The organism is uncultured Barnesiella sp., assembly GCF_946496565.1.
GTDB classification, from domain to species: domain Bacteria; phylum Bacteroidota; class Bacteroidia; order Bacteroidales; family Barnesiellaceae; genus Barnesiella; species Barnesiella merdigallinarum.
The window spans coordinates 29,312-50,776 of the sequence record NZ_CAMMHD010000003.1 but is presented as its reverse complement, the minus strand read 5'-3'; the positions used below and the strand labels follow the sequence as shown (position 1 = coordinate 50,776).

General features: G+C 51.8%; 9 protein-coding genes. 8 read left to right on the top strand and 1 reads right to left on the bottom strand.

Going from position 1 to position 21,465, the window contains the following annotated elements; all coding sequences use genetic code 11:
* Nucleotides 1-11: 11 nt before the first annotated feature.
* From Q1K76_RS02425 to Q1K76_RS02400, 6 genes are all read left to right on the top strand, one after another.
* Nucleotides 12-1,496: an MFS transporter gene (locus Q1K76_RS02425; protein WP_087408272.1), complete on the top strand. Its 1,485-nt coding sequence runs from the start codon at nt 12-14 to the stop codon at nt 1,494-1,496.
* Nucleotides 1,497-1,636: 140 nt separating this feature from the next.
* Nucleotides 1,637-3,670, top strand: coding sequence for a transketolase (locus Q1K76_RS02420; RefSeq protein ID WP_300130767.1), 2,034 nt, complete (start codon nt 1,637-1,639; stop codon nt 3,668-3,670).
* A 358-nt stretch (nt 3,671-4,028) separates the two neighbouring features.
* Entirely contained in the window at nt 4,029-5,066 is a 1,038-nt protein-coding gene (locus Q1K76_RS02415) for an OmpA family protein (RefSeq protein ID WP_300130764.1), read from the top strand.
* A 277-nt stretch (nt 5,067-5,343) separates the two neighbouring features.
* Nucleotides 5,344-6,522: an AAA family ATPase gene (locus Q1K76_RS02410; RefSeq protein WP_300130761.1), complete on the top strand. Its 1,179-nt coding sequence runs from the start codon at nt 5,344-5,346 to the stop codon at nt 6,520-6,522.
* A gap of 44 nt (nt 6,523-6,566) precedes the next feature.
* Nucleotides 6,567-10,130, top strand: a complete 3,564-nt coding sequence (nifJ, locus tag Q1K76_RS02405; protein ID WP_298663603.1) for a pyruvate:ferredoxin (flavodoxin) oxidoreductase — start codon at nt 6,567-6,569, stop codon at nt 10,128-10,130.
* A 436-nt stretch (nt 10,131-10,566) separates the two neighbouring features.
* Nucleotides 10,567-14,139, top strand: a complete 3,573-nt coding sequence (locus Q1K76_RS02400) for a chitobiase/beta-hexosaminidase C-terminal domain-containing protein (protein ID WP_300130757.1) — start codon at nt 10,567-10,569, stop codon at nt 14,137-14,139.
* A gap of 226 nt (nt 14,140-14,365) precedes the next feature.
* On the opposite strand, the gene Q1K76_RS02395 is transcribed toward Q1K76_RS02400, so the two are convergent.
* Nucleotides 14,366-14,980, bottom strand: coding sequence for a Crp/Fnr family transcriptional regulator (locus tag Q1K76_RS02395; protein ID WP_298663607.1), 615 nt, complete (start codon nt 14,978-14,980; stop codon nt 14,366-14,368).
* A gap of 304 nt (nt 14,981-15,284) precedes the next feature.
* Between Q1K76_RS02395 and Q1K76_RS02390 the strand changes: the two genes are divergently transcribed.
* A complete protein-coding gene (locus tag Q1K76_RS02390) occupies nt 15,285-15,881 on the top strand; it encodes a MarC family protein (RefSeq protein ID WP_258326640.1) in 597 nt (198 codons plus the stop codon).
* Nucleotides 15,882-16,136: 255 nt separating this feature from the next.
* Nucleotides 16,137-21,281 (top strand): GLUG motif-containing protein, encoded by a 5,145-nt coding sequence (locus Q1K76_RS02385; RefSeq protein ID WP_300130755.1) that lies wholly within the window; start codon nt 16,137-16,139, stop codon nt 21,279-21,281.
* The last annotated feature ends 184 nt before the right edge of the window (nt 21,282-21,465 follow it).

The window sequence follows — 21,465 nt, the reverse complement described above, 5'->3', positions numbered from 1 at the left end:
AATCTTATAAAATGAGTACAGATCAGAAAAACAAGGGGAAAATTATTGCCATTATCGCAATGATGTTCCTGTTTGCAATGATTGCTTTCGTCACTAATCTGGCGGCACCGTTTGGACTTATCTGGGGTAACCAGTATTCGTGGGCCGGCATGATGGGTAACATGATGAACTTTTTGGCCTATCTGTTTATGGGTGTACCTGCGGGTACGATGCTGGTGAAAATCGGTTACAAGAAAACAGCTCTTACGGCTATGGCCGTAGGTTTCGTGGGCCTCTTTATTCAGTATTTGTCGAGTGTTGTCGGTGCCGATACGGCTCTCTTCTCCGTAGGGGGACAAGAGGTGTATCTGAACCTGATTATCTATCTGTTGGGTGCCTTCATCTGCGGTTTCTGCGTATGTATGCTCAACACCGTGGTAAACCCCATGCTGAACCTGCTCGGTGGTGGCGGTAACAAAGGTAACCAGTTGATTCAAACCGGTGGTACCCTCAACTCGCTGGCCGCTACGCTTACCCCGCTCTTCGTGGGTGTGCTCATCGGTTCGGTAACCGACAAGACCGCCATGAGCGACGTGACTCCGCTGCTCTTCATCGCCATGGCCGTGTTTGCCGTTTCGTTCATTATCATCTCGGCGATTGCCATCCCTGAACCTCACCTGGCCAAGAAGGGTGAGCCCCAAGAGAAATTCGAGCATAGCCCGCTGGCCTTCCGTCACACGTTGCTGGGTGTGATTGCCATCTTCCTCTATGTAGGTATCGAGGTAGGTATCCCCGCTCAGTTGAACTTCTTCATGGCCGATACGAGTGCCAAGGGTGCCGGTATTCTGGTGAACGGGGCCGCCATCGGTGGTGCCATCGTGGCCATCTACTGGTTGCTGATGCTGGTAGGCCGTTTCTTGAGTAGCTTGATCAGCGGCAAGGTTTCGACCCGCGCTCAGTTGATAGCCGTTTCGTCGGTAGCCATTGTCCTCACGTTGATTGCCATCTTCACGCCCAAAACCGTAGGTTTCGATGTACCGAAGTTTGTATACGACCCGGCCAAAAAGACCGTCGAGCTTCTGGAGAATGCCGGTATCCCGGCTGCCGAGGCCGAGGCTTTCGTGGCCAATCCCTCTGCCGAATTCCTGGAGCAAAATGCCGCAGCCTTGGCTACGGAGAAGATGACTCCCGAGTCGGTGATGAAATCGCTCGAAACGCCCAAGGTTCCCCTGAGTGCCCTCTTCCTGGTACTCTGCGGTCTGTGCACCTCGGTGATGTGGGGTGGTATCTTCAACCTCGCAGTCGAAGGTCTGGGCAAATACACGGCCAAGGCTTCGGGTATCTTCATGGCCATGGTAGTGGGTGGCGGTGTGATGCCGTTTATCCAGAACATGCTCTCGGGCAGCTTCGGCTACCTGGCCAGCTACTGGCTGGTAATTGCCATGTTGGCATACCTGCTGTACTATGGCCTGATCGGTTGCAAGAATGTCAATACCGATATTCCTACCGAAGATTGATCGACTATTTGTCTATCGCATAAATATATAGATAAAAGAGAGTGGGGCCGGAGCCTCGCTCTCTTTTTCTTTTTGAGAACTTTTGTCTGTTTTTGTAGGTTTATACTCGCGAATTGTATTATTTTTGTAAAAAAAATTCCATGAACGATACGAGCTTGTTGAACAGAGCGGCTGACAATATAAGAGTATTGACGGCAGCAATGGTTGAAAAGGCCAAATCGGGACACCCCGGCGGAGCCATGGGTGGTGCCGATTTTACCAATGTGTTGTATTCCGAGTTTCTGGTGTATGATCCTGAGGATCCGCAATGGATCAATCGGGACCGTTTCTTCCTGGATCCCGGGCACATGTCCCCTATGTTGTACAGCGTGCTGGCGATGGCGGGTTTCTATACGATGGACGATTTGAAATCGTTCCGCCAGTGGGGGAGCATCACGCCGGGGCACCCCGAAGTCGATGTGAAACATGGTATCGAAAACACCTCGGGCCCGCTGGGTCAGGGGCATACGATGGCTGTGGGCGCAGCGATTGCCGAGCGCTTCATGGCAGCTCGTTTCGGCGAGTGGTGCAGCCATAAGATCTATGCGTTCATCTCCGACGGCGGTATACAGGAGGAGATTTCGCAAGGTGCCGGTCGGGTAGCCGGGTTCCTGGGGTTGCACAACCTGATTATGTTTTTCGACAGCAACGACGTGCAGCTCTCGACCGATACCGATGCGGTGACCGACGAAGATACGGCAGCCAAATATCGGGCGTGGAACTGGAATGTCATCGAGATAGACGGGTGCGACCCTGCGGCCATTCGCGATGCTTTGGCTCTGGCCAACCGCGAGACCGAACGTCCTACGCTCATCATCGGCAAGACCATCATGGGTCGTGGCTGCGTGACGGCTACAGGCGAGAAGTTCGAAGGTAAATATTCTACGCACGGGCAACCCTTGAGCAAGTCGGGTGCGTCGTACGAAAAGACTATTGAAAATTTGGGCGGAAACGTAGAGAATCCGTTCGTGATATTCCCCGAGGTAGCCGACCTGTATGCCCGTCGGGCCGAGGAGCTGAAAAAGATTGTGGCCGAGCGCAAGGCCGTGCAGGCCGCCTGGGAGAAGGAGAATCCCGAACTGGCTGCCGAGCTGCACGACTTCTATGCCGGCAAATTGCCCGAACTCGATTTCGCTTCGATTGAGTACAAGCCCAATGTGGCTACCCGTACGGCTTCGGCCAACGTGCTCTCGTATCTGGGCGAGCGGGTGAAAAACATGGTGGTTTCGTCGGCCGACCTGGCCAATTCGGACAAGACCGAGGCCTTCTTGAAAAAGACCGGTGCTTTCTCGAAAGGAAATTTCAAAGGTGCCTTCCTGCACGCCGGTGTAGCCGAGCTCACCATGGCTTCGATTATGAACGGCATTTTGCTGCACGGCGGCATGCAGGCCGCTTGCGGTACCTTCTTTGTATTCTCGGACTATATGAAACCTGCCGTGCGCATGGCTGCCTTGATGGAGCTGCCGGTGAAGTATGTGTGGACACACGACGCATTCCGGGTGGGCGAAGATGGTCCTACTCACGAGCCCGTAGAGCAAGAGGCACAAATCCGGCTTTTGGAACAGCTGAAAAACCACAGCGGAAAGAACAGCGTATTGGTGTTGCGCCCGGCCGACAGTGCCGAGACGTTGGTCGCCTGGAAGCTGGCGATGGAGAACAACGATACGCCTACGGCCTTGATTCTGTCGCGGCAGGATGTGCCCGACCTGCCTTCGGCTACGGGCAACCGTTATGCCGATGCCTTGCAGGCCGAGAAGGGCGCCTATGTGTTGATGCGCGACGAGAACCCCGATGTGGTGCTGGTTGCCAACGGTTCAGAGGTGTCGACTCTGGTCGGTGCGAGCGAGATACTGCACGGTCAGGGCGTAAAGGTACAAATCGTATCGGTGCCCTCGATTGGGCTCTTCCTCGACCAGCTGCAGTCGTATCGCGAGGCTGTAATCCCTGCCGGCTTGCCCGTATTCGGGTTGACGGCCGGTTTGCCCTCGACGCTGTTGCCGGTTGTGGGTACAGGTGGTAAGATTTACGGGCTGGACCGCTTCGGTTATTCGGCTCCCTATAAGGTGCTCGACGAGAAATTGGGCTTTACACCCGATCATATTGCGCACGAAATAGCTTCATACATTGGTAAATAAAGGTTGAAACTATTGCCATATTTGACCGAAATCGCTTCTCTGGAATACGGAGAAGCGATTTTCTTGTAAATTTAAATAAAAATTGTTTGCTGAGTAAAAAAAAACGTGTACCTTTATCCGAAAATTTAGTTGGGTCTATGACGCAATCTGCTCTATTCCTTGAAAGAAGAGGGTCGGATTGCCGATATTAAAGTAGTTTTAATTAAAAAAAGGAAAAAGTATGAAGAAGACTGTATTTGCGGTTTTGCTTATGGCTACTGGAGTAGCAACGCCGGCAATGCTTGCAGCAGCTCCCCAGGAGGAAGCTAAAACAGAATCTTCCAAAGAGATTGTCTTGAATAGCTTTAAGGACAATTGGATGATTTCGCTTGAGGGCGGAGCCGATTTTAGCTTGGGACGTTTTGATAGTAATGCCTCTTTTGGCAAACGTATCGCCCCTGTGTTTGGACTGAATGTTGAGAAATGGTTCTCACCTATTATCGGTTTGCGTTTGGGCGCCGATTATTACGGAATCAAAGGTGCTGCTTTGTGGGGTAATGGTCTCAGTGGAGAGATGCTCGACAACACCTATTATAAACAATCGTATGGCCTTATTGTTCCCGGTCTCGATGTGATGGGTGACTTGGCGAGTCTGTTCTGTGGTTATCGCGAACGCGTTTATTCGCCTATCCTGTACGTCGGTATGAGTGTCCCTGTAGGCATATCGGGCGAAGGTGATATTCCCAATTGGGCCAACATGGGTATGCGTGGTGGTTTGCTCAACCGCTTCCGCTTGAGCGATGCTTGGGCCATCAACCTCGATTTGCGTTTCGACGTATTGGAAACGACCGTTTCTAATGAAGGAAATCACGGCAAAGCGTTTTCGGCTTTGGTAGGTGTAACCTACAAATTCAAAGATCGTGGATGGAAGTCGCCCGAGATTCCTGTTGTAGCACCGGTTGTAGGCAAATATAGCGATGCCGAAGGCGATGCTCTGGTAGCTCAGTTGCGCGATGCCAACCGCAAGATTGCCAACCTCGAGCAACAATTGGCCGAGTGCAAGAATCGTCCGGCCGAGAAAGTGGTTGAAGAACCTGCTCCCGTAGTTACGGTTTACTACAACATCAACAGCTCGGAACTGCAATCGAAAGACCGCGTAGTGTTGAGAGCCGTAGCGAAAGCCATCAAGGCTAACGAAGGCAAGAAATATGTCATCACCGGTTATGCCGACAGCGAAACGGGTACGGCTGCCTTCAATGCCAAACTGCGCAAGGCTCGTGCCGAAAGAGTTTACGATGCTTTGGTTTCTTACGGTGTAAATCCCGACCAACTGGAGCAAAAGACCAGCGATGCCAAACTCGATCGCTTCGGTTCTTATATCCTCGACCGTGCCGCTACTATTTCGCCGGCTGAGTAATTACTGCACAAGAGAACAAAACACAATAGGGGGAGAGGTTGCTGAATGGCAGCCTCTCTCTTTTTTTGTTTCTCCTTGAGAGAGGCTCTCCCGGTTGAATGGAGTGTCTCGCAAAGCCCCGTCGGGTGGGAGAAGGGGATGAAAATCGAGAGAACAGAGAGAGTTGAAAGAATGTTAAAATCGGATGTAAACTCCACAATCTCACTATAAATTGCAAAGTCGGCTTGCCAAAATAGTCGGGTTTTATTATCTTTGCCCCCTGTTTAAGAGAGAAGCCGTGGAATCGTTTTATAGGACACACAAGTATCTCGTTGAGCATGTCGAGTCGCCGGTCAAACGCGACTTGATGTATCAAATCAACAAAAACAGCCGTCTGGTAGGCATCAAGGGCAGTCGGGGAGTGGGCAAGACCACCTTTCTGTTGCAGTATGCCAAGGAAAATTACGGCTTGGACCGGTCGTGCCTGTATATCAATCTCAATAACCTATACTTTACGGAGCATACGTTGAGGGAGTTTGCCGAGCGCTTTTACAGTCAGGGCGGCCGGGTGCTGCTCATCGACCAGGTGTTCAAGTATCCCGGATGGTCCGAAGAGCTGAAATACTGCTACGATACTTTCCCCGAGTTGAAGATTATCTTCTCCGGTTCGTCGGTGATGCGGTTGAAAGAGGAGAATCCCGTGCTGGCCGGCCTGGTCGACTCGTACAACCTGCGGGGCTTCTCGTTCAGAGAGTATCTGAATCTGATGGCTTCGACCCGGTTCCCCGCCTACACGCTCGACGACATCATGGCCCATCACAAGACGATAGCTCAAGAGATTTGCAGTCAGGTCAATCCGCTCGATTACTTCCCCGGCTATCTGCACCACGGTTACTATCCGTTCTTCCTCGATAAGACCAACTTCTCGGAAAATCTGGTGAAGAACATCAACATGATTATGGAGGTCGATATACTCCTGATCAAGCAGATAGAGCTGTCGTATCTGCCCAAGGTGCGGCGGCTCATGTACCTGCTCTCGGTGCAGTCGCCGGCGCCCACCAATGTGAGTCAGTTGAGCAAGGACATACAGATTTCGCGGGCCACGGTGATGAACTACATCAAGAGCCTGAAGGATGCCCGCCTCATCAACATGCTCTATCGCGATGGCGAAGAGTTCCCCAAGAAGCCGGCCATGGTCTATATGCACAATACCAACATCATATACTCCAACCGCTCGGTCGAAGTCAACGACCAGGCCGTGCGCGAGACCTTCTTTTACAACACGTTGCACAAGGACCACCGGTTGAACATGGGCAGCAAGAACGCGCAGTTCCTGGTCAATCGCGAGCAGTTGTTCCGTGTCCAGGGCAATGTGCCCCGCAGCCGCATCAATCCCAATTTCTATTATGCCATAGACAATATGAAGATTGGAAGCGAAAACTTGATACCTTTGTGGCTGTTTGGGTTTGTATATTGATATAGAGATGAAAAAACAATACTAATTACTTAATAACAGTAAAGATGAGTAAACAGAAAAAATTCTTAACTTGTGATGGTAACCAAGCCGCTGCACATATCTCGTATATGTTTTCCGAGGTGGCTGCCATCTATCCTATCACTCCCTCTTCGACGATGGCCGAGTATGTAGACGAATGGGCTGCTGCCGGTCGTAAAAACATCTTCGGCGAGACGGTTCTCGTACAAGAGATGCAGTCGGAGGGCGGTGCTGCCGGAGCCGTTCACGGTTCGTTGCAGGCCGGTGCCTTGACGACTACCTACACGGCATCGCAAGGTCTTTTGCTGATGATCCCCAACATGTACAAGATTGCCGGTGAGTTGCTCCCCTGCGTGTTCCATGTATCGGCTCGTACATTGGCCTCTCACTCACTCTCTATTTTCGGTGACCACCAGGATGTGATGTCGACTCGTCAGACCGGTTTCGCCATGTTGTGCGAAGGTTCGGTTCAAGAGGTGATGGACCTGGCCGGTGTCGCTCACTTGTCTACGATTCGTTCGCGTGTACCGTTTATCAACTTCTTCGACGGTTTCCGTACTTCGCACGAGATTCAGAAAATCGAAGCTCTCGACAACGAAGACCTGGCTCCGCTCATCGACCAAGAGGCTTTGGCCGAGTTCCGCGCCCGCGCTTTGAACCCCGAGAAACCGGTTATGCGCGGTATGGCCGAGAACCCCGATACCTTCTTCCAGCATCGTGAGGCTTCCAACAAATATTACGAGGCTGTACCGGCTATCGTAGAGGACTACATGCAGAAAATCAACGAAATCACGGGCCGTGACTACCACCTGTTCAACTACTACGGTGCCGAGGATGCCGACCGCGTAATCATCGCCATGGGTTCGGTAACCGAGGCTGCCCGCGAAGCTATCGACTACCTCATGGCCAAGGGCGAGAAGGTAGGTTTGGTAGCCGTTCACCTGTATCGTCCCTTCTCGGCCGAGCACTTCCTGGCTGCTGTGCCCAAGACGGCAAAACGCATTGCCGTACTCGACCGTACCAAAGAGCCCGGTTCGAACGGTGAGCCCCTCTACCTCGATGTAAGAGACGTATTCTACGGCAAGGCCGATGCCCCGCTGATCGTAGGCGGCCGCTACGGTTTGGCTTCGAAAGATACTACCCCGACTCAAATCCTGTCGGTATACGAGAACCTCGCTTTGCCCGAGCCTAAAGATCACTTCACCATCGGTATCGTCGACGACGTTACCTTCACCTCGCTGCCCCCGAAAGAGGAGCTGGCTCTCGGTGGCGAAGGCATGTTCGAGGCCAAGTTCTACGGTTTGGGTGCCGACGGTACGGTAGGTGCCAACAAGAACTCGGTAAAAATCATCGGCGACAACACCGACAAATATTGCCAGGCTTACTTCTCCTACGACTCGAAGAAGTCGGGTGGTTTCACCTGCTCGCACCTGCGTTTCGGCGATACCCCCATCCGCTCGACCTACCTGGTAAATACGCCTAACTTCGTGGCTTGCCACGTTCAGGCCTACCTGCACATGTACGATGTATTGCGCGGTATCCGTCCCAACGGTACCTTCCTGCTCAATACCATCTGGACGGCCGACGAACTGGTAAAACACCTGCCCAACAACGTAAAACGTACGTTGGCTCAGAAGAACATTTCGTTCTATACCATCAACGCTACGAAGATTGCTCAGGAAATCGGGTTGGGCAACCGCACCAACACCATTCTGCAATCGGCCTTCTTCCGCATCACCGAGGTTATCCCGGTCGACCTGGCTATCGAGCAGATGAAAAAGTTCATCGTGAAGTCGTATGGCAAGAAGGGTGAAGATGTAGTCAACAAGAACTACGCTGCCGTAGACCGTGGTGGTGAATACGAAAAAGTTACCGTTGATCCCGCATGGGCCAACCTTCCCGACGACGAGGCCGTTGAAAGCAAGGCTCCCGAATTTGTAGAGAAGGTGGTGAAAGTCATCAACGCACAAGCCGGTGACGACCTGCCCGTTTCGGCCTTCTCGGGTATCGAGGACGGTACTTGGCCTGCCGGCACCGCCAAATACGAAAAACGCGGTGTGTCTACTTTCGTTCCCGTATGGAATAATGCCAACTGTATCCAATGTAACAAGTGTGCCTACGTTTGTCCTCACGCTTCGATTCGTCCGTTCGTTCTCGATGCAGACGAGCTCGCTGCTTCGCCTTTCAAAGAGGGTGAGACGCTCGAGATGAAGGTGCCGGCCACGATGAAGGGCATGCACTTCCGCATGCAGGTCGACGTGCTCGACTGTCTGGGTTGCGGCAACTGCGTCGACGTATGTCCGGGCAACAAGAACGGCAAGGCTCTCTCGATGGCCGATCTGGAAAGCCAGTTGAGCGAAGCTCCCCGCTGGGAATATTGCGCCGACCACGTGAAGAGCAAACAACACCTGGTAGACATCAAGTCGAATGTGAAGAACTCGCAGTTCGCTACGCCGTTGTTCGAATTCTCGGGCGCTTGCTCGGGTTGCGGCGAGACTCCGTATGTGAAACTCATTTCGCAACTCTTCGGCGACCGTGAGATGGTATCCAACGCCACGGGTTGCTCGTCGATCTATTCGGGTTCGATTCCTTCGACTCCCTATACCACCAACGAAAAAGGTAAAGGTGTGGCTTGGGCCAACTCGTTGTTCGAAGACTTCTGCGAGTTCGGTCTGGGTATGACGCTCGCCGTAGAGAAGATGCGCGACCGTCTGGCCAAACTCATGAACCAGGCTATCGAAAGCGACAGCTGTCCGGCCGAGACCAAAGAGCTCTTTGCCGACTGGATTGCCAACCGTGAGGATACCGACCGCACCGTCGAGCTCGAGGCCAAAATCACGCCCATCGTGAAGGCTAACGCCGACAAGTGCGAAATCTGCAAGGAGATTGCATCGCTCAGCCAGTACCTCATCAAGAAATCGCAATGGATTATCGGTGGCGACGGTGCTTCGTACGACATCGGTTTCGGTGGTCTCGACCACGTATTGGCTTCGGGCAAGAATGTCAACGTGCTGGTACTCGATACCGAGGTTTACTCCAACACCGGCGGTCAGGCTTCGAAAGCTACTCCTGTCGGCGCCATCGCCAAATTTGCCGCAGCCGGCAAACGCGTACGTAAGAAAGACCTCGGCCTTATCGCCTCGACCTACGGCTATGTATACTGTGCTCAGGTAGCCATGGGGGCCGACCAGGCTCAAACCTTGAAGGCTATCCGCGAAGCCGAGGCTTACAACGGTCCTTCGATTATCATCGCTTACGCTCCCTGTATCAACCACGGTCTGAAGGCCGGTATGGGTAAATCGCAGGCCGAAGAGGCTGCTGCTGTAGCTTGCGGTTACTGGCACCTGTGGCGTTACAACCCCGAGTTGGAAGCCGAGGGCAAGAATCCCTTCACGCTCGACAGCAAAGAGCCCGACTGGTCGAAGTTCCAAGACTTCCTCAAAGGCGAGGTTCGTTTCGCTTCGGTGATGAAACAATATCCCAACGAGGCTGCCGAACTGTTCAAGGCTGCCGAAGACAATGCAAGATGGCGTTACAACAACTACCGTCGTCTGGCCAAACAGCAATGGGGTGTTGAACAGGAAGACTAAAAAACACAAGACGCGTTTAGTCGCACCATAAAAACCGGGAGGTCCGGGGCCTGTAAAGGTCTCGGACCTCTTTTTTTAAGACTTTTTCGTTTATAAATCGAGGCGCATGCGGGTAGATGCCTAATGGGTGTCGTCTCGAAAATTCCGGTCTATAAAATAAAGATATTTATTTATCGGGGCTCTTTATCCTGGTCGTGTATCTGTAACGGGGCGATATGTGATGAGGCAGGTGCATTGTATCGATAGGGTGTTTAGAGGCTTTGTGTATGAATAGTGTTATGTCTGAGGACTGAGGTACGGGGAGATGCAATACATTTCATGAATATGTTGTAAAACATATTTTTTCAAATAATAAATATATTTATTTAATATGTCTATTTTATTTATAATATTTGTATATTTGCACCACGTTTTATCTTTAATATTTCAGAATGCCATGAAGTTTGCAAATTATGTGTTGCCTGTAGCGATACTACTCACTAGCTATACTGCAGCATGGGCTCAGCCACAGAGCTTTATTGAATTTAACGGGACTGACCAGTATGTCGAAATTCCTTCCCATTCCGATTTTGATATTACGGCCGATAAAAGTTTCTCGATTACCTGCTGGGTAAGTGTCGATGACTTGATTAACGGACAGCGGTTTGTGTCGCGCCGAGTAATGGGCGAAAGCTCTCAAACTACCGGTTATGAAATGTGGGGCGGCGGCAGCAGTTCCCAATACTATGCCGTGAATACGCCTATCCCTGGTGGGGGCAATATCTTCTCCGACTGGTGTAGAGCAGGAAGTGGAACAACTGGTACCTGGATGCACCTGGCTATGGTTATCGACCGCTCCACCAACATGGTGACCCTCTATCGTGATGGGGTACAGGGTAACCAGAAGCAAAACAGTGCACTCAACACGTGGACGGTAGTCAATAACAACGATATCTATCTGGGTTGCTGTTATAATGTCACTTCCAGAGATGTAGAGCACCTGATGGATGGTAAGCTGGGTAACGTACGTTTCTGGAACAAGGCGCTGACTGCTGCCGAGGTGGCCGCCGACATGGACGCTACGGTGGGCCCCGATACCGAAGGCCTGATTGCCGCCTATGACTTTGCCAACATTTCGGGCCTGACGGTTCCCGACTTGAGCGGTCACGGACACGACGGTACTCTCTCGGGCTTCGATCCTGTAGGTTCCGACCTCTCTCTCTATTCGGTTACGTCAAAAGCCGACACCAACTTCACCGGTCGTGGCAACACCAACGAGATAGCCTCTTCGATGGTTGTAGCCATCACGGGCCAAGGCGACAACAGCTATACGTTTGGCAACCTTTCGCTCGATTTGACGGGAACGACCAACGTACAGGACATCGCAGCCATCAAGGTTTACATGACCGACCAGAATTCGTTCGACGGTCGTAACGTATCGGGTGCCCAACTGCTGGGTACTTGTGTTCCCGAGGGCAACACCGTAGAGTGTACGCTGGAGGGCTCGAGCCCCGTAGGTACCAAATACCTGTGGCTTACCTTCGATGTAGCCGACAATGCTGCCGAGGGTAATGTGATTGCCATCAAACCGACCATGCTCGATACCAAGGCCGTAAGCAACATGACTACGGGCAGCCGCGAAATTCTGCTGGGCCGCAAACTGCTCTTCGCTCCCGGCGATTACGGTTCGGTAGCCTATCGTATCCCGGGCATTATTACGGCTTGGGACGGTTCGCTCGTTGCCGTTACCGACAAACGCAAATATAATCAGGGCGATATTCCCGAAGACATCGATATCGTGGTACGCCGCAGTACCGACAACGGTAAAACCTGGAGCGACCCTGTAACCATGGCTCAAGGTACGGGCGTGGGACATGGTTATGGCGATGCCGCTATCGTAAGAACCAATACCGAAAACGAACTGCTCTGTATCTTCATCGGAGGCAACGGTCTGTTTGCCTCGACGACTTCCGACCGCATCAGAACCTATATCTCGCGTAGTGCCGATAATGGTCAGACCTGGAGCACTCCCGAGGATATTACCAACCAGATTTTCAGCGGCGAGCGTGCCTCGTGGACCGCTTCGTTCTGCGCCGCCGGTAACGGCTTGAAGACCCGCAACGGTGTGCTGATGTTTGTGGCCGCCATGCGTCACGACTCGGGCAGTACCCTCTACAACCATGTGGTTTACTCGAATGATAACGGTGAGACCTGGAACGTATCGAACTGCGCCATGGTAGGCGGTGACGAGTCGAAGGTGGTAGAACTGAACGACGGTCACATCCTGATGAGTATCCGTCGCCAGTCGAAGGGTGCCCGCTACTACACGATTTCGGACAACGTGCCCAGCAAGACCGAGCCCGTCAGCTGGACTCAAAAGACCACCTCTACCGTAGACTCGTGGGCCGAGATGATCGAACCCGCCTGCAACGGCGACATCGTCAGATATACCTCTACACTCGACGGCTATGACAAGGACCGCATTCTGCACACGGTTCCCAACCACGCTACCGAAAGACAAAACGTATCGCTCTTCCTCAGCTACGACGAAGGTGAAACCTGGCCCGTGAAGAAGACGCTTTGCGCTACCGGTTCGGCCTACTCGTCAATCGCTATTCTCGAGGATGGTACGATAGGTGTATATGTCGAAGAGAACTACAACACGACAGATTACAGCACCTATTTCCTGAATGTTTCGCTCGACTGGCTCACCGACAACGCCGATACCTATACCGAACCTTCGGGTATGGAAGCTGTCGCTACTCCCGTATTCTCGCTGGAGAGTGGATACTATACCGAGGAACAAACCCTCACGATTACGACCGAGACCGAAGATGCTCAAATCTACTATACGCTCGACGATACGACTCCGACTACCGAATCGACCCTCTATGAAGGCCCGATTACGTTGAACGAGACGGTTACCGTCAAAGCCATTGCCGTGAAAGAGGGCATGTCGAACAGTGTGATGGCTTCGGCCACCTACACCTTCCTCTCCGGATGGGAGCAACCTACCGGTACGATACATTCTACCGAAGATCGTTATGTAACTTCGGCCACCACGACCGATGCCGTTGAAAATCTCGATTACACCCAGTCGAGCAAACCCTCGACCGTATTTATCGACACGCAGGCTCCCTTTACGGTAGAGGCCGGTCAGACCTTCTCGCTGCGTGTACAATGTACCACAGCCATGATCTGGTGCCACGCCGTACTCTTTGCCGATTGGAATCGCGACTACGACTTCAATGACGAGGGTGAGATGATTACCAAGGTCGGTATTGACTCGTACGAAGATACCAACGCTACCTTGTCGGCCAATGGTAACACGATGCTGAAAGACTTTACAGTCAACATCACGGTACCGGCCGATGCCAAGATTGCCGAAACCCGCTTGAGAATCCAGTTCTCCGATGCCTGGCACAACAAGTCGGCCCACGAGCACACGGCTATGGATGCTATCGACAAGGGTGGTTGCTACGACTTCGTGATGAATATCGTGGAGCCTGCTCCCGTAGACTTGGCCGTGTTGACTCTCAACTCGCCCGCCAACGGTACCATCGAGGTTCGCTATGCCGGTGAAGATGCTTTGCTCAACAACAACGACGAGATAATCGTGGGTGAACAAGTAGAGATTACCTTGATTCCCGACGAGAATTACCAGGTAGCCAGCCTCATGGTAAACTCGGTCGATAGAACGGCCGACGTGGTGGACAACAAACTCACCGTTGATGTACCGGCCGAAAGCCTCGATATTGAAGCTGAGTTCGAAGATATTCCTTCGGCAATCGATGGCAATCGGGCTGCCCAAATGACGGTTTATCCCACGATGTTTACGAGTGAGATCAACCTCAACTCGACAGCCGCCGGCGAAGCCTGTGTATACGATTTGGCCGGTCGTTTGCTGAAACGTGTAGCCGTGAGCGAAGGTGAAAACAGAATAGAAGCCAATACGCTTCCTGCCGGTAGCATGATTCTGGTTGTGACTACCGACGAGGGTTCGAAGAGCTTCCGTGTAGTGAAAAAGTAAGAAGAAGTGATGTGCTGCTGTTTCCCGTTTGACGGGAAGCGGAGATAAAACGAGAGGTCTGCCGAATCCGGCAGACCTCTCGTTTTTGTGTGGAAGAGGGTAGAAAAAAGAGAGAGAACCGTGTCGTGGTGGCTGAGCGCGGTTCTCTCTCTTATGATTTTATGCGGACACTCATGGTGCGAGGTGACCATTTGGGTACCTCGTTCGATGAGGTGGAATGTTTGGGTTAGAAGTCCTCTTTATCGGTCGAGCCGAGCAACAGGTCTTTCAATCGGGAGCGGTCGAGGATGACAATCTCTTTGGCCGTGTAGTCGATGATGCCGCTCTCTTTCAGACTGTCGAGTGTCGAAAGGAATACCGACCGCTGTACCCCGAAGAAGGCATAGAGGTCTTTTTGCTTGCAGATGATGTGGATGTCGCTCGATTTTTGTTGCGTAAGGCTCAGCACCCAGAATGCCAATCGTTCTTTCAAGTCGTTCGACGAGAGGGCGGTGAAGCTTTCGAGAGCCTTTTGCGAGCGTCGCGACAGAATGTTGAGCAGGTTGATGAGGAATATAGGTTCTTCTTGTAACATTTGTACGACCGAACTCTTCTCGATTTGCATGATTCCTACGGTGCCTTCGGCATACAGGTTGGCCGGGAAATAGGTATCGCGGCCGAACAGATGTTCGGGAGCTATGACATTAGGCGCCTGTATTTTTTCGGTAATTTTCATCTTCTCGTTTTGCGTAATCAGTTCCGACCTGATTTCGCCCGAAATGAGAAATTTCAGATGATTACATTCTTCACCACTTGTGACGATTTTCTCGCCATTGGGATATTTGAGGAAATGGAATTTCATTTTCTCGATCAACTCCGATATTTTATTCCGGCTTACTCCTTGGAAAATAGGGAGTTGTAATAAAACATCATACATGCTGTCCATATAGTGTCTCAATTAGGATTCTCAAAACTAACAAATTTTTTTCACTATGTTTCGTTTGAAATGCTAAAACATCTTCTTTGTTTAGAAAGTATTGATTTCTTTTTTTTTCATTAACTTTGCGGCGGCCACGAAGGTCTGTTCGGAGTGATACCGACGGGTGTATAGCCCTTTGCACAGCCGGTTTTGAATTGTTGTCACACACGCCTAAACTATATGGAATATGGATATACTGTCGTTTAAATTTCAGGATTTCCTGAGTGCTTTTATTATTTTGTTTGCGGTAATCGATATTACGGGTCTTACCCCGATTATTATCGACATGAAGCAAAAGGGTCATAACATTGTGGCGTGGAAGGCTGCCGTCTATTCGCTCATTACCTTCCTGGCCTTCCTCTTCATGGGAAACATGATTCTCGAGTTGTTCCAGGTCGACATCTCGTCGTTTGCCATCGCCGGAGCTCTGGTCATTTTCGTGATGGCTATCGAGATGCTGTTGGGTATTGAAATTTTCAGAAACGACGGGCCCGAGGGTGCCGCCTCGATTGTACCCATCGTATTCCCGCTCATTGCCGGAGCCGGTTCGTTCACCACGCTGCTCTCGCTGCGGGCACTCTATGGCCTGGGCAGTATATTGGCGGCTTTGGTGCTCAACATCATTGTCATCTACATCGTGATACGCAACGTGCACATCTTGGAACGAGTGCTGGGCAAGACCGGTGTATATGTGCTGCGCAAGTTCTTCGGTATCATTCTGCTGGCCCTCTCGGTGCGCATGTTCTTGCAGAATCTGGCCGTAGCGCTCGAGTCGTTCTCGTAGTAGTAACTTTTTTATAGCGATATATCGTCGAGGCGGAGTACCCGATTGGGGTGCTCCGCCTCGCTGCTGTTATATAAATTGTTGACTCTGTGGGTCGGTATGTAAAAAAAAGGAAAGGAAAAACAGCTCGAGTATTATATTTTTTATTTTCTTTGCATTTATAAACGATGGGCTGAAATCAAAAGGAGGACTTTGGGACTGCTTATTTACTTCGCTATATTTTGGAGACAGGGGCAAACTTTAATCGAAATATATATGAAAAGAATTCTTACATTATTGGTATTGAGTTGCTTGGCTGTGGGAATCGTAGGGGCTACCGAACAGCCGTTGAAGCGGCTCTCACCCGTACAGCTGGCTCAGATGCGGCTGAAGAGTTTGAACGATGCTTCTGCTCCGAACCGTACGCAGACTCTCTCCGGGCAGAAGTCTGTACAGGCAAAGTTGTCGAAGGGAGAGTCGGTTATGTCGCTCTCCGGCAAGCGACTCTCGAAGGTGACGATTCCGTCGTGGTCGGTTCCCGTTCAGGTTACAGGGCGCGACTGGTCTCGGCTGCAGTCCAGTCGGGAGCAGGTTATGGCCCGGCGGCAACAGGCCCAGACTACGACCTGGATCGATGAGGGAAACTACGATATATCGTGGTTCGATGGTTCGGTCAGACTGTATCGGCTGACCACTCCCGAGCAGTTGGCCGGTTTGGCCTATAGGCTCTCTTCGGGTTATTCTTTTGGGAATGTAACCATACGATTGGAGGCCGATTTGGATATGTCGGCCCACGAGTGGATACCGATTGGCACCTCTCAAATCTCGTTTAGAGGTACATTTGACGGTGGCGGGCATACGATTTCGGGCCTGCATGTGACCGGTCAGGAGTATGCCGGACTCTTCGGGTATGTGCGAGGGGGCGAGATACGCAATGTGATGTTGGCCTCCGATTGTCAGATAAGCGGCAATATCGCCGGTTCCATAATTGGTTCGATAGACGACGAGGGAGTGATAGAGAATTGCTACTCCGAAGCTACTGTTTCGGGCCATACGGTAGGCGGACTGGTCGGGGCCTGCAATGGTACGCGGGTTCGCCTGTGTGTATTCAATGGCCGGGTTTCGAAGTTCCTCCCCGAGAAATGGTCGGGTAATTATCTTGGATATGCACCCAGTGGATCCGACAGCTCGGTTTCGCAAGGTTTTCAGATAGGATTTGTACCGCGTACCGATTATCCCGACAGCCTGGATATTTCGTTTGCCGGGGTACAAGCTTTGTCGTATCAGTTTGGCGGAAAGGTCGGGAGCGATGGCCTGCTGCACATTCCATTGGGCCAGTATGTAGGCTCGAGCGATACCTGGAAGCTCTATTTGTGTGCTTTGGAGGAAACTACGGCCTTTGTCGAGGGTGAATTTTTGGGAACGCTCTCCGACGATAGAAGGACGGTGACCCTGACCACATCGCAGGGCAATACGTTTGCTGTTTTGATGACCGAAGACGGTGAGTCTTTATATCTTTGTGAAAGTCTGGTGATGCCCCTCTCGGCCCGGTTACTGAGCGATGACGTGAGTGGAGCGCTTGTCGGTAGCGGCGGATATGACTGGGCGTATTGCTACTACTCCGAAAACAGTGTAACCAATGCCAATCAGGTGGTGGGTACGGCACTTACCGATGAGGAGATGCAATCGTCGCAGTTGGTCGACAACCTGAATGATTATGTGCGTGAGGTGGCTCCGACACAAGCCGAGAAGAGTATGAACTTGTGGACATCGGGGGCTTCAGGCCCTGCCTTGAGTACCGAGGTTTGTCCTACCTCCTCGTGGTGGGACGAGGGCAATTACGATACCTCGTGGTACGACAATACGAAAACCGAGTTTACCCTCTCGACTCCGGCACAGTTGGCGGGCTTGTCCTATTTGGTCTATCACATAGGCATTGCGAATGGTGTAACGGTTCGTTTGGGAGCCGATATAGACTTGTCGGCCTATCGGTGGATACCGATTGGCAATAAAACCCAGGAAGGGGCTCGCTCTTTCGTGGGACTGTTCGACGGCTGTGGCCATACCATCTCGGGAATGCAGGTCGACGGCGCTGCTTATGCCGGGTTGTTTGGATATGCCGAAGGTGCCGATATCTGTAACCTTATGCTCTCCTCTACGTGTATGGTATCGGGCTTGACGGCCGGTTCGATAGCGGGCTTGATAAGCGCAGGTTCGATTACGAATTGTCGCTCCGATGCTACGGTATATGGCAATACGGCCGGCGGTTTGGCAGGCAACTGCATGAATGCCATGCTGTTGTCGTCGATATTTAATGGCCGGGTAGCCGCACAAGGTGCCGACAGTGAATGGGTGGGCACGTATCACGCCTCGGCTTTGTCGCCTTTCCAGGGAGAAGAGGATCTTGAAATTCCGTTAGACGTGACGATTTCGCCTTCGATTGATTCGGCCGATGAATATATCTTGTCTATCTACTCTACTCGTGCCGAGATGAGCTATTCGATGACCGGGAATCTGGAAAGCGATGGAAAGCTGCACATTCCCCTGGGACAGATGGTAGGAATGTATTCCAACCGCTATTCGTTGACCTTGGAAAGTGAGACAGGTGCAAGTGGTGAACTGGTGGTAACGCTTTCGACAAATGGGGTTGCAGTTACTTTCACGGGCGAAAATACAGTGATGGCCATCACAGCCTATGAAAATGGAAAACTTGTGGGCTATCTGGATGGGTGGCGATTACCGATTATTGCCAGCAGAATGGCTGAGGCTCCCCGGTTTGGTGGTTTGGCCGGTACTTTTGAAAACGAATTTGTAGAACATGGCTACTACCGGGCCGGTTGCTTGCCCGAGGGGGTGAGCGATAACGAGTATGCCCTCTCGCAAGATGTATTACTCTCCCAGGCACGGGTGACCACGATGAACGAGGCTGCCATGACCATTTTGGAGAAAGACCCGTGGGTCGAATCGCTGTCGCAGTGGCGCCTGGGTGCAAATGGCCCCGAGTTGAGTACCGAGCAACAGCAGGCTACCGGCTGGTGGATTTCGGAGGGAAACTACGACATCTCGTGGTACGACGAGTCGCAAACCGAGTTTACCCTCTCGACCCCGGCACAGTTGGCCGGCCTCTCTTATCTGGCCTATCACTCTTATGATTTCACGGGTAAAACGGTGAAGCTGGCCCACGATATAGACCTGAGCGGCCACCGTTGGGTGCCTATCGGTTGCAATTACCGAATCTTCCGGGGTAACATCGATGGCAATGGCCATGCGATTCATCACATGGATGTGGATGTAGAGTCTTATTCCAGCGGTCGAGTAGGAAGTGCGGTACTGGTTGGATTTATAGGGTATACTTTTGGCGAAGTCAGGAATATTACCTTGGCCGATGACTGCTCGGTGCGCGTGAAGATAGTCGCTGCGTTGCAGGGAATGATAGGTACCGTTTCCGGTGCATTTGAAGGGCCAAGTATGGATAACTGTCACAGCCAGGCTTCGATAGAGGTAAACCATGCCGGCTATACCGAGTCTTTCATAGGTGGACTTCTGGGATTCGATGGCTCCTACAAACCCATCTACAATTCGTCGAGCAGTGGCCGTATCGTTGCCGTGTCTGACCATGCGACTATCTGGGTGTCTGGTTTGGCAGGTGTAAATGCCCGTATCATAAATTGTTTCCATGTAGGCGACATATCGGGAACCGGACCTGATGTGCATGTGGGGGGAATTTGTGCTTCCTATTCCAATCAGACGAATGTATATCATGCAGGCAAATTGTCGGCCACGGGTATAGAGGTGGATGGCAATCCGGCCACCGTAGAGATTTCGCCTCTGGGTAATCCGACAGAGTTCTCTTTGGAAAACGGTTATTACGATGTGACGTGCGTGGCCGATACGACCGGCTTGAATGCCAAGGGTGTGGCCATGCAGCCCGACGAGATGAAGCGTGCCGAATTTGCCGAACTGCTCACGGCCAATGCTACGGCCATTATGGATAGCGATCCCTATTCGCCCACTCTTTCCGCCTGGGAAATCCGGGCCGGTGAGAACAATGGCTATCCCGTATTGGGTGGGAATATCGAGGTAGGTGGGTGGTGGACCACGGAAGGCAACTACGACGCTTCGTGGTACGACGAGTCGCAAACCGAGTTTACCCTCTCGACCCCGGCACAGTTGGCCGGTTTGGCTTATCTGGTCAAGACAGGCACTACCTTCGAAGGGAAGACGGTGACACTGGCCGGCAATATCGATTTGGACGGACTCAAGTGGGAGCCGATAGGTTCGGTAGACGTGGCCTTCCGTGGTACCTTCGACGGCGGCGGTTACGAGATTCACAATCTGCACAGCGAGGTAGTCTCGGCCTATACCGCCGTTGCGGGGCTCTTCGGGCAGCTTGATCAAGCTCGTGTCTCCCATGTAGTACTGGCCGATGACTGTATCGTAAAGAGTTCGACCTATGGTGGTGGTATTGCCGCGTATGCCTACAACTCGACAATCGATGCGTGCATCAACCGGGCTTCGGTCGAACTCGAGGCTCCCTATGGTTATGTGGGTGGCATTGTGGGTTATGCGACTGGTTCGGTCGTTGACCAGTGTGAAAACAGGGGCCCGGTAGCAGGCCAGGTGCAGATAACGGGCAACTATTCGGTCTATATGGCCTTCACGGGAGGTATAGGAGGATATTTGGACAGTTCGACGATTCTGAATTGTGCCAATAGCGCTGATGTAACAGTCGAGGGTTCAACGCACGACTACTCTTCAGCCGGAGGTATTCTGGGTTATTCCAGTCAAGAATCGAGTGTAATAAACTGTTACAATACCGGGCGAATATCTGCTGATGAGTTGGCGTACGTGGGTGGTATATCGGGTCACTGGATTATAGAGGTTCGGGTAGCCAACTGTTACAATGTGGGTGCTGTGTCGACGACGGATGGAATCGTTGCCCCGATTGCTCCACAGGGTACCAATGTAGAGAATAGTTACTATGAGTCGGGTTGCGTGGTTGCCGGCGATTATCTGGGCAGTGCATTGGGTTCCGACGAGATGAAGACCCGTACGTTTGCCGCTGGTTTGAACAACTGGACCCGCACATACAATGCGACCAATACCGAGCATAAGGCCTTCTACTGGATGGTCGATGCCGCACAAAACGAGGGCTATCCCGTGCTGACCGAGGAGGACCCCGGCTATTCGGCAATCGAGTCGACGATGTCGGCCCAGGTACGCATCTATCCTACGGTAGTAGACCATCAGCTCTATGTGAGCGGGGCCGAGCAGACAATCTATCTCTACGATTTGTCGGGCCACACGGTCTCGATTGTCGAGCCTGCCGAAGGATTGACCGTCGTAGAGATGTCGCAGTTGACTCAGGGGCTCTACCTGGTGCGCTGTGGCGATCGGGTAGAACGAATCATCAAACGATAAATCAGAAAAGGTTCCGGTTTCGGCCGGAACCTTTTTGATTTTATAATCGTTCTAATGCGCTGATATATTGTTGTTTGTGGAGGTATGTTGAAGAACATGCCTTTTTCGCCGATAAAATGTTTGCATTTTATTTCGGTTTATGTTAAATTCGAAACAAATATGAATGGCGCATTTCGGAATCTTT

Coding starts and splice junctions, on each gene's coding strand:
- Q1K76_RS02425 (WP_087408272.1), top strand. CDS start 12: ATGAGTACAGATCAGAAAAACAAGGGGAAAATTATTGCCATTATCGCA.
- Q1K76_RS02420 (WP_300130767.1), top strand. CDS start 1,637: ATGAACGATACGAGCTTGTTGAACAGAGCGGCTGACAATATAAGAGTA.
- Q1K76_RS02415 (WP_300130764.1), top strand. CDS start 4,029: ATGATTTCGCTTGAGGGCGGAGCCGATTTTAGCTTGGGACGTTTTGAT.
- nifJ (WP_298663603.1), top strand. CDS start 6,567: ATGAGTAAACAGAAAAAATTCTTAACTTGTGATGGTAACCAAGCCGCT.
- Q1K76_RS02400 (WP_300130757.1), top strand. CDS start 10,567: ATGAAGTTTGCAAATTATGTGTTGCCTGTAGCGATACTACTCACTAGC.
- Q1K76_RS02395 (WP_298663607.1), bottom strand. CDS start 14,980: ATGAAATTCCATTTCCTCAAATATCCCAATGGCGAGAAAATCGTCACA.
- Q1K76_RS02390 (WP_258326640.1), top strand. CDS start 15,285: ATGGATATACTGTCGTTTAAATTTCAGGATTTCCTGAGTGCTTTTATT.
- Q1K76_RS02385 (WP_300130755.1), top strand. CDS start 16,137: ATGAAAAGAATTCTTACATTATTGGTATTGAGTTGCTTGGCTGTGGGA.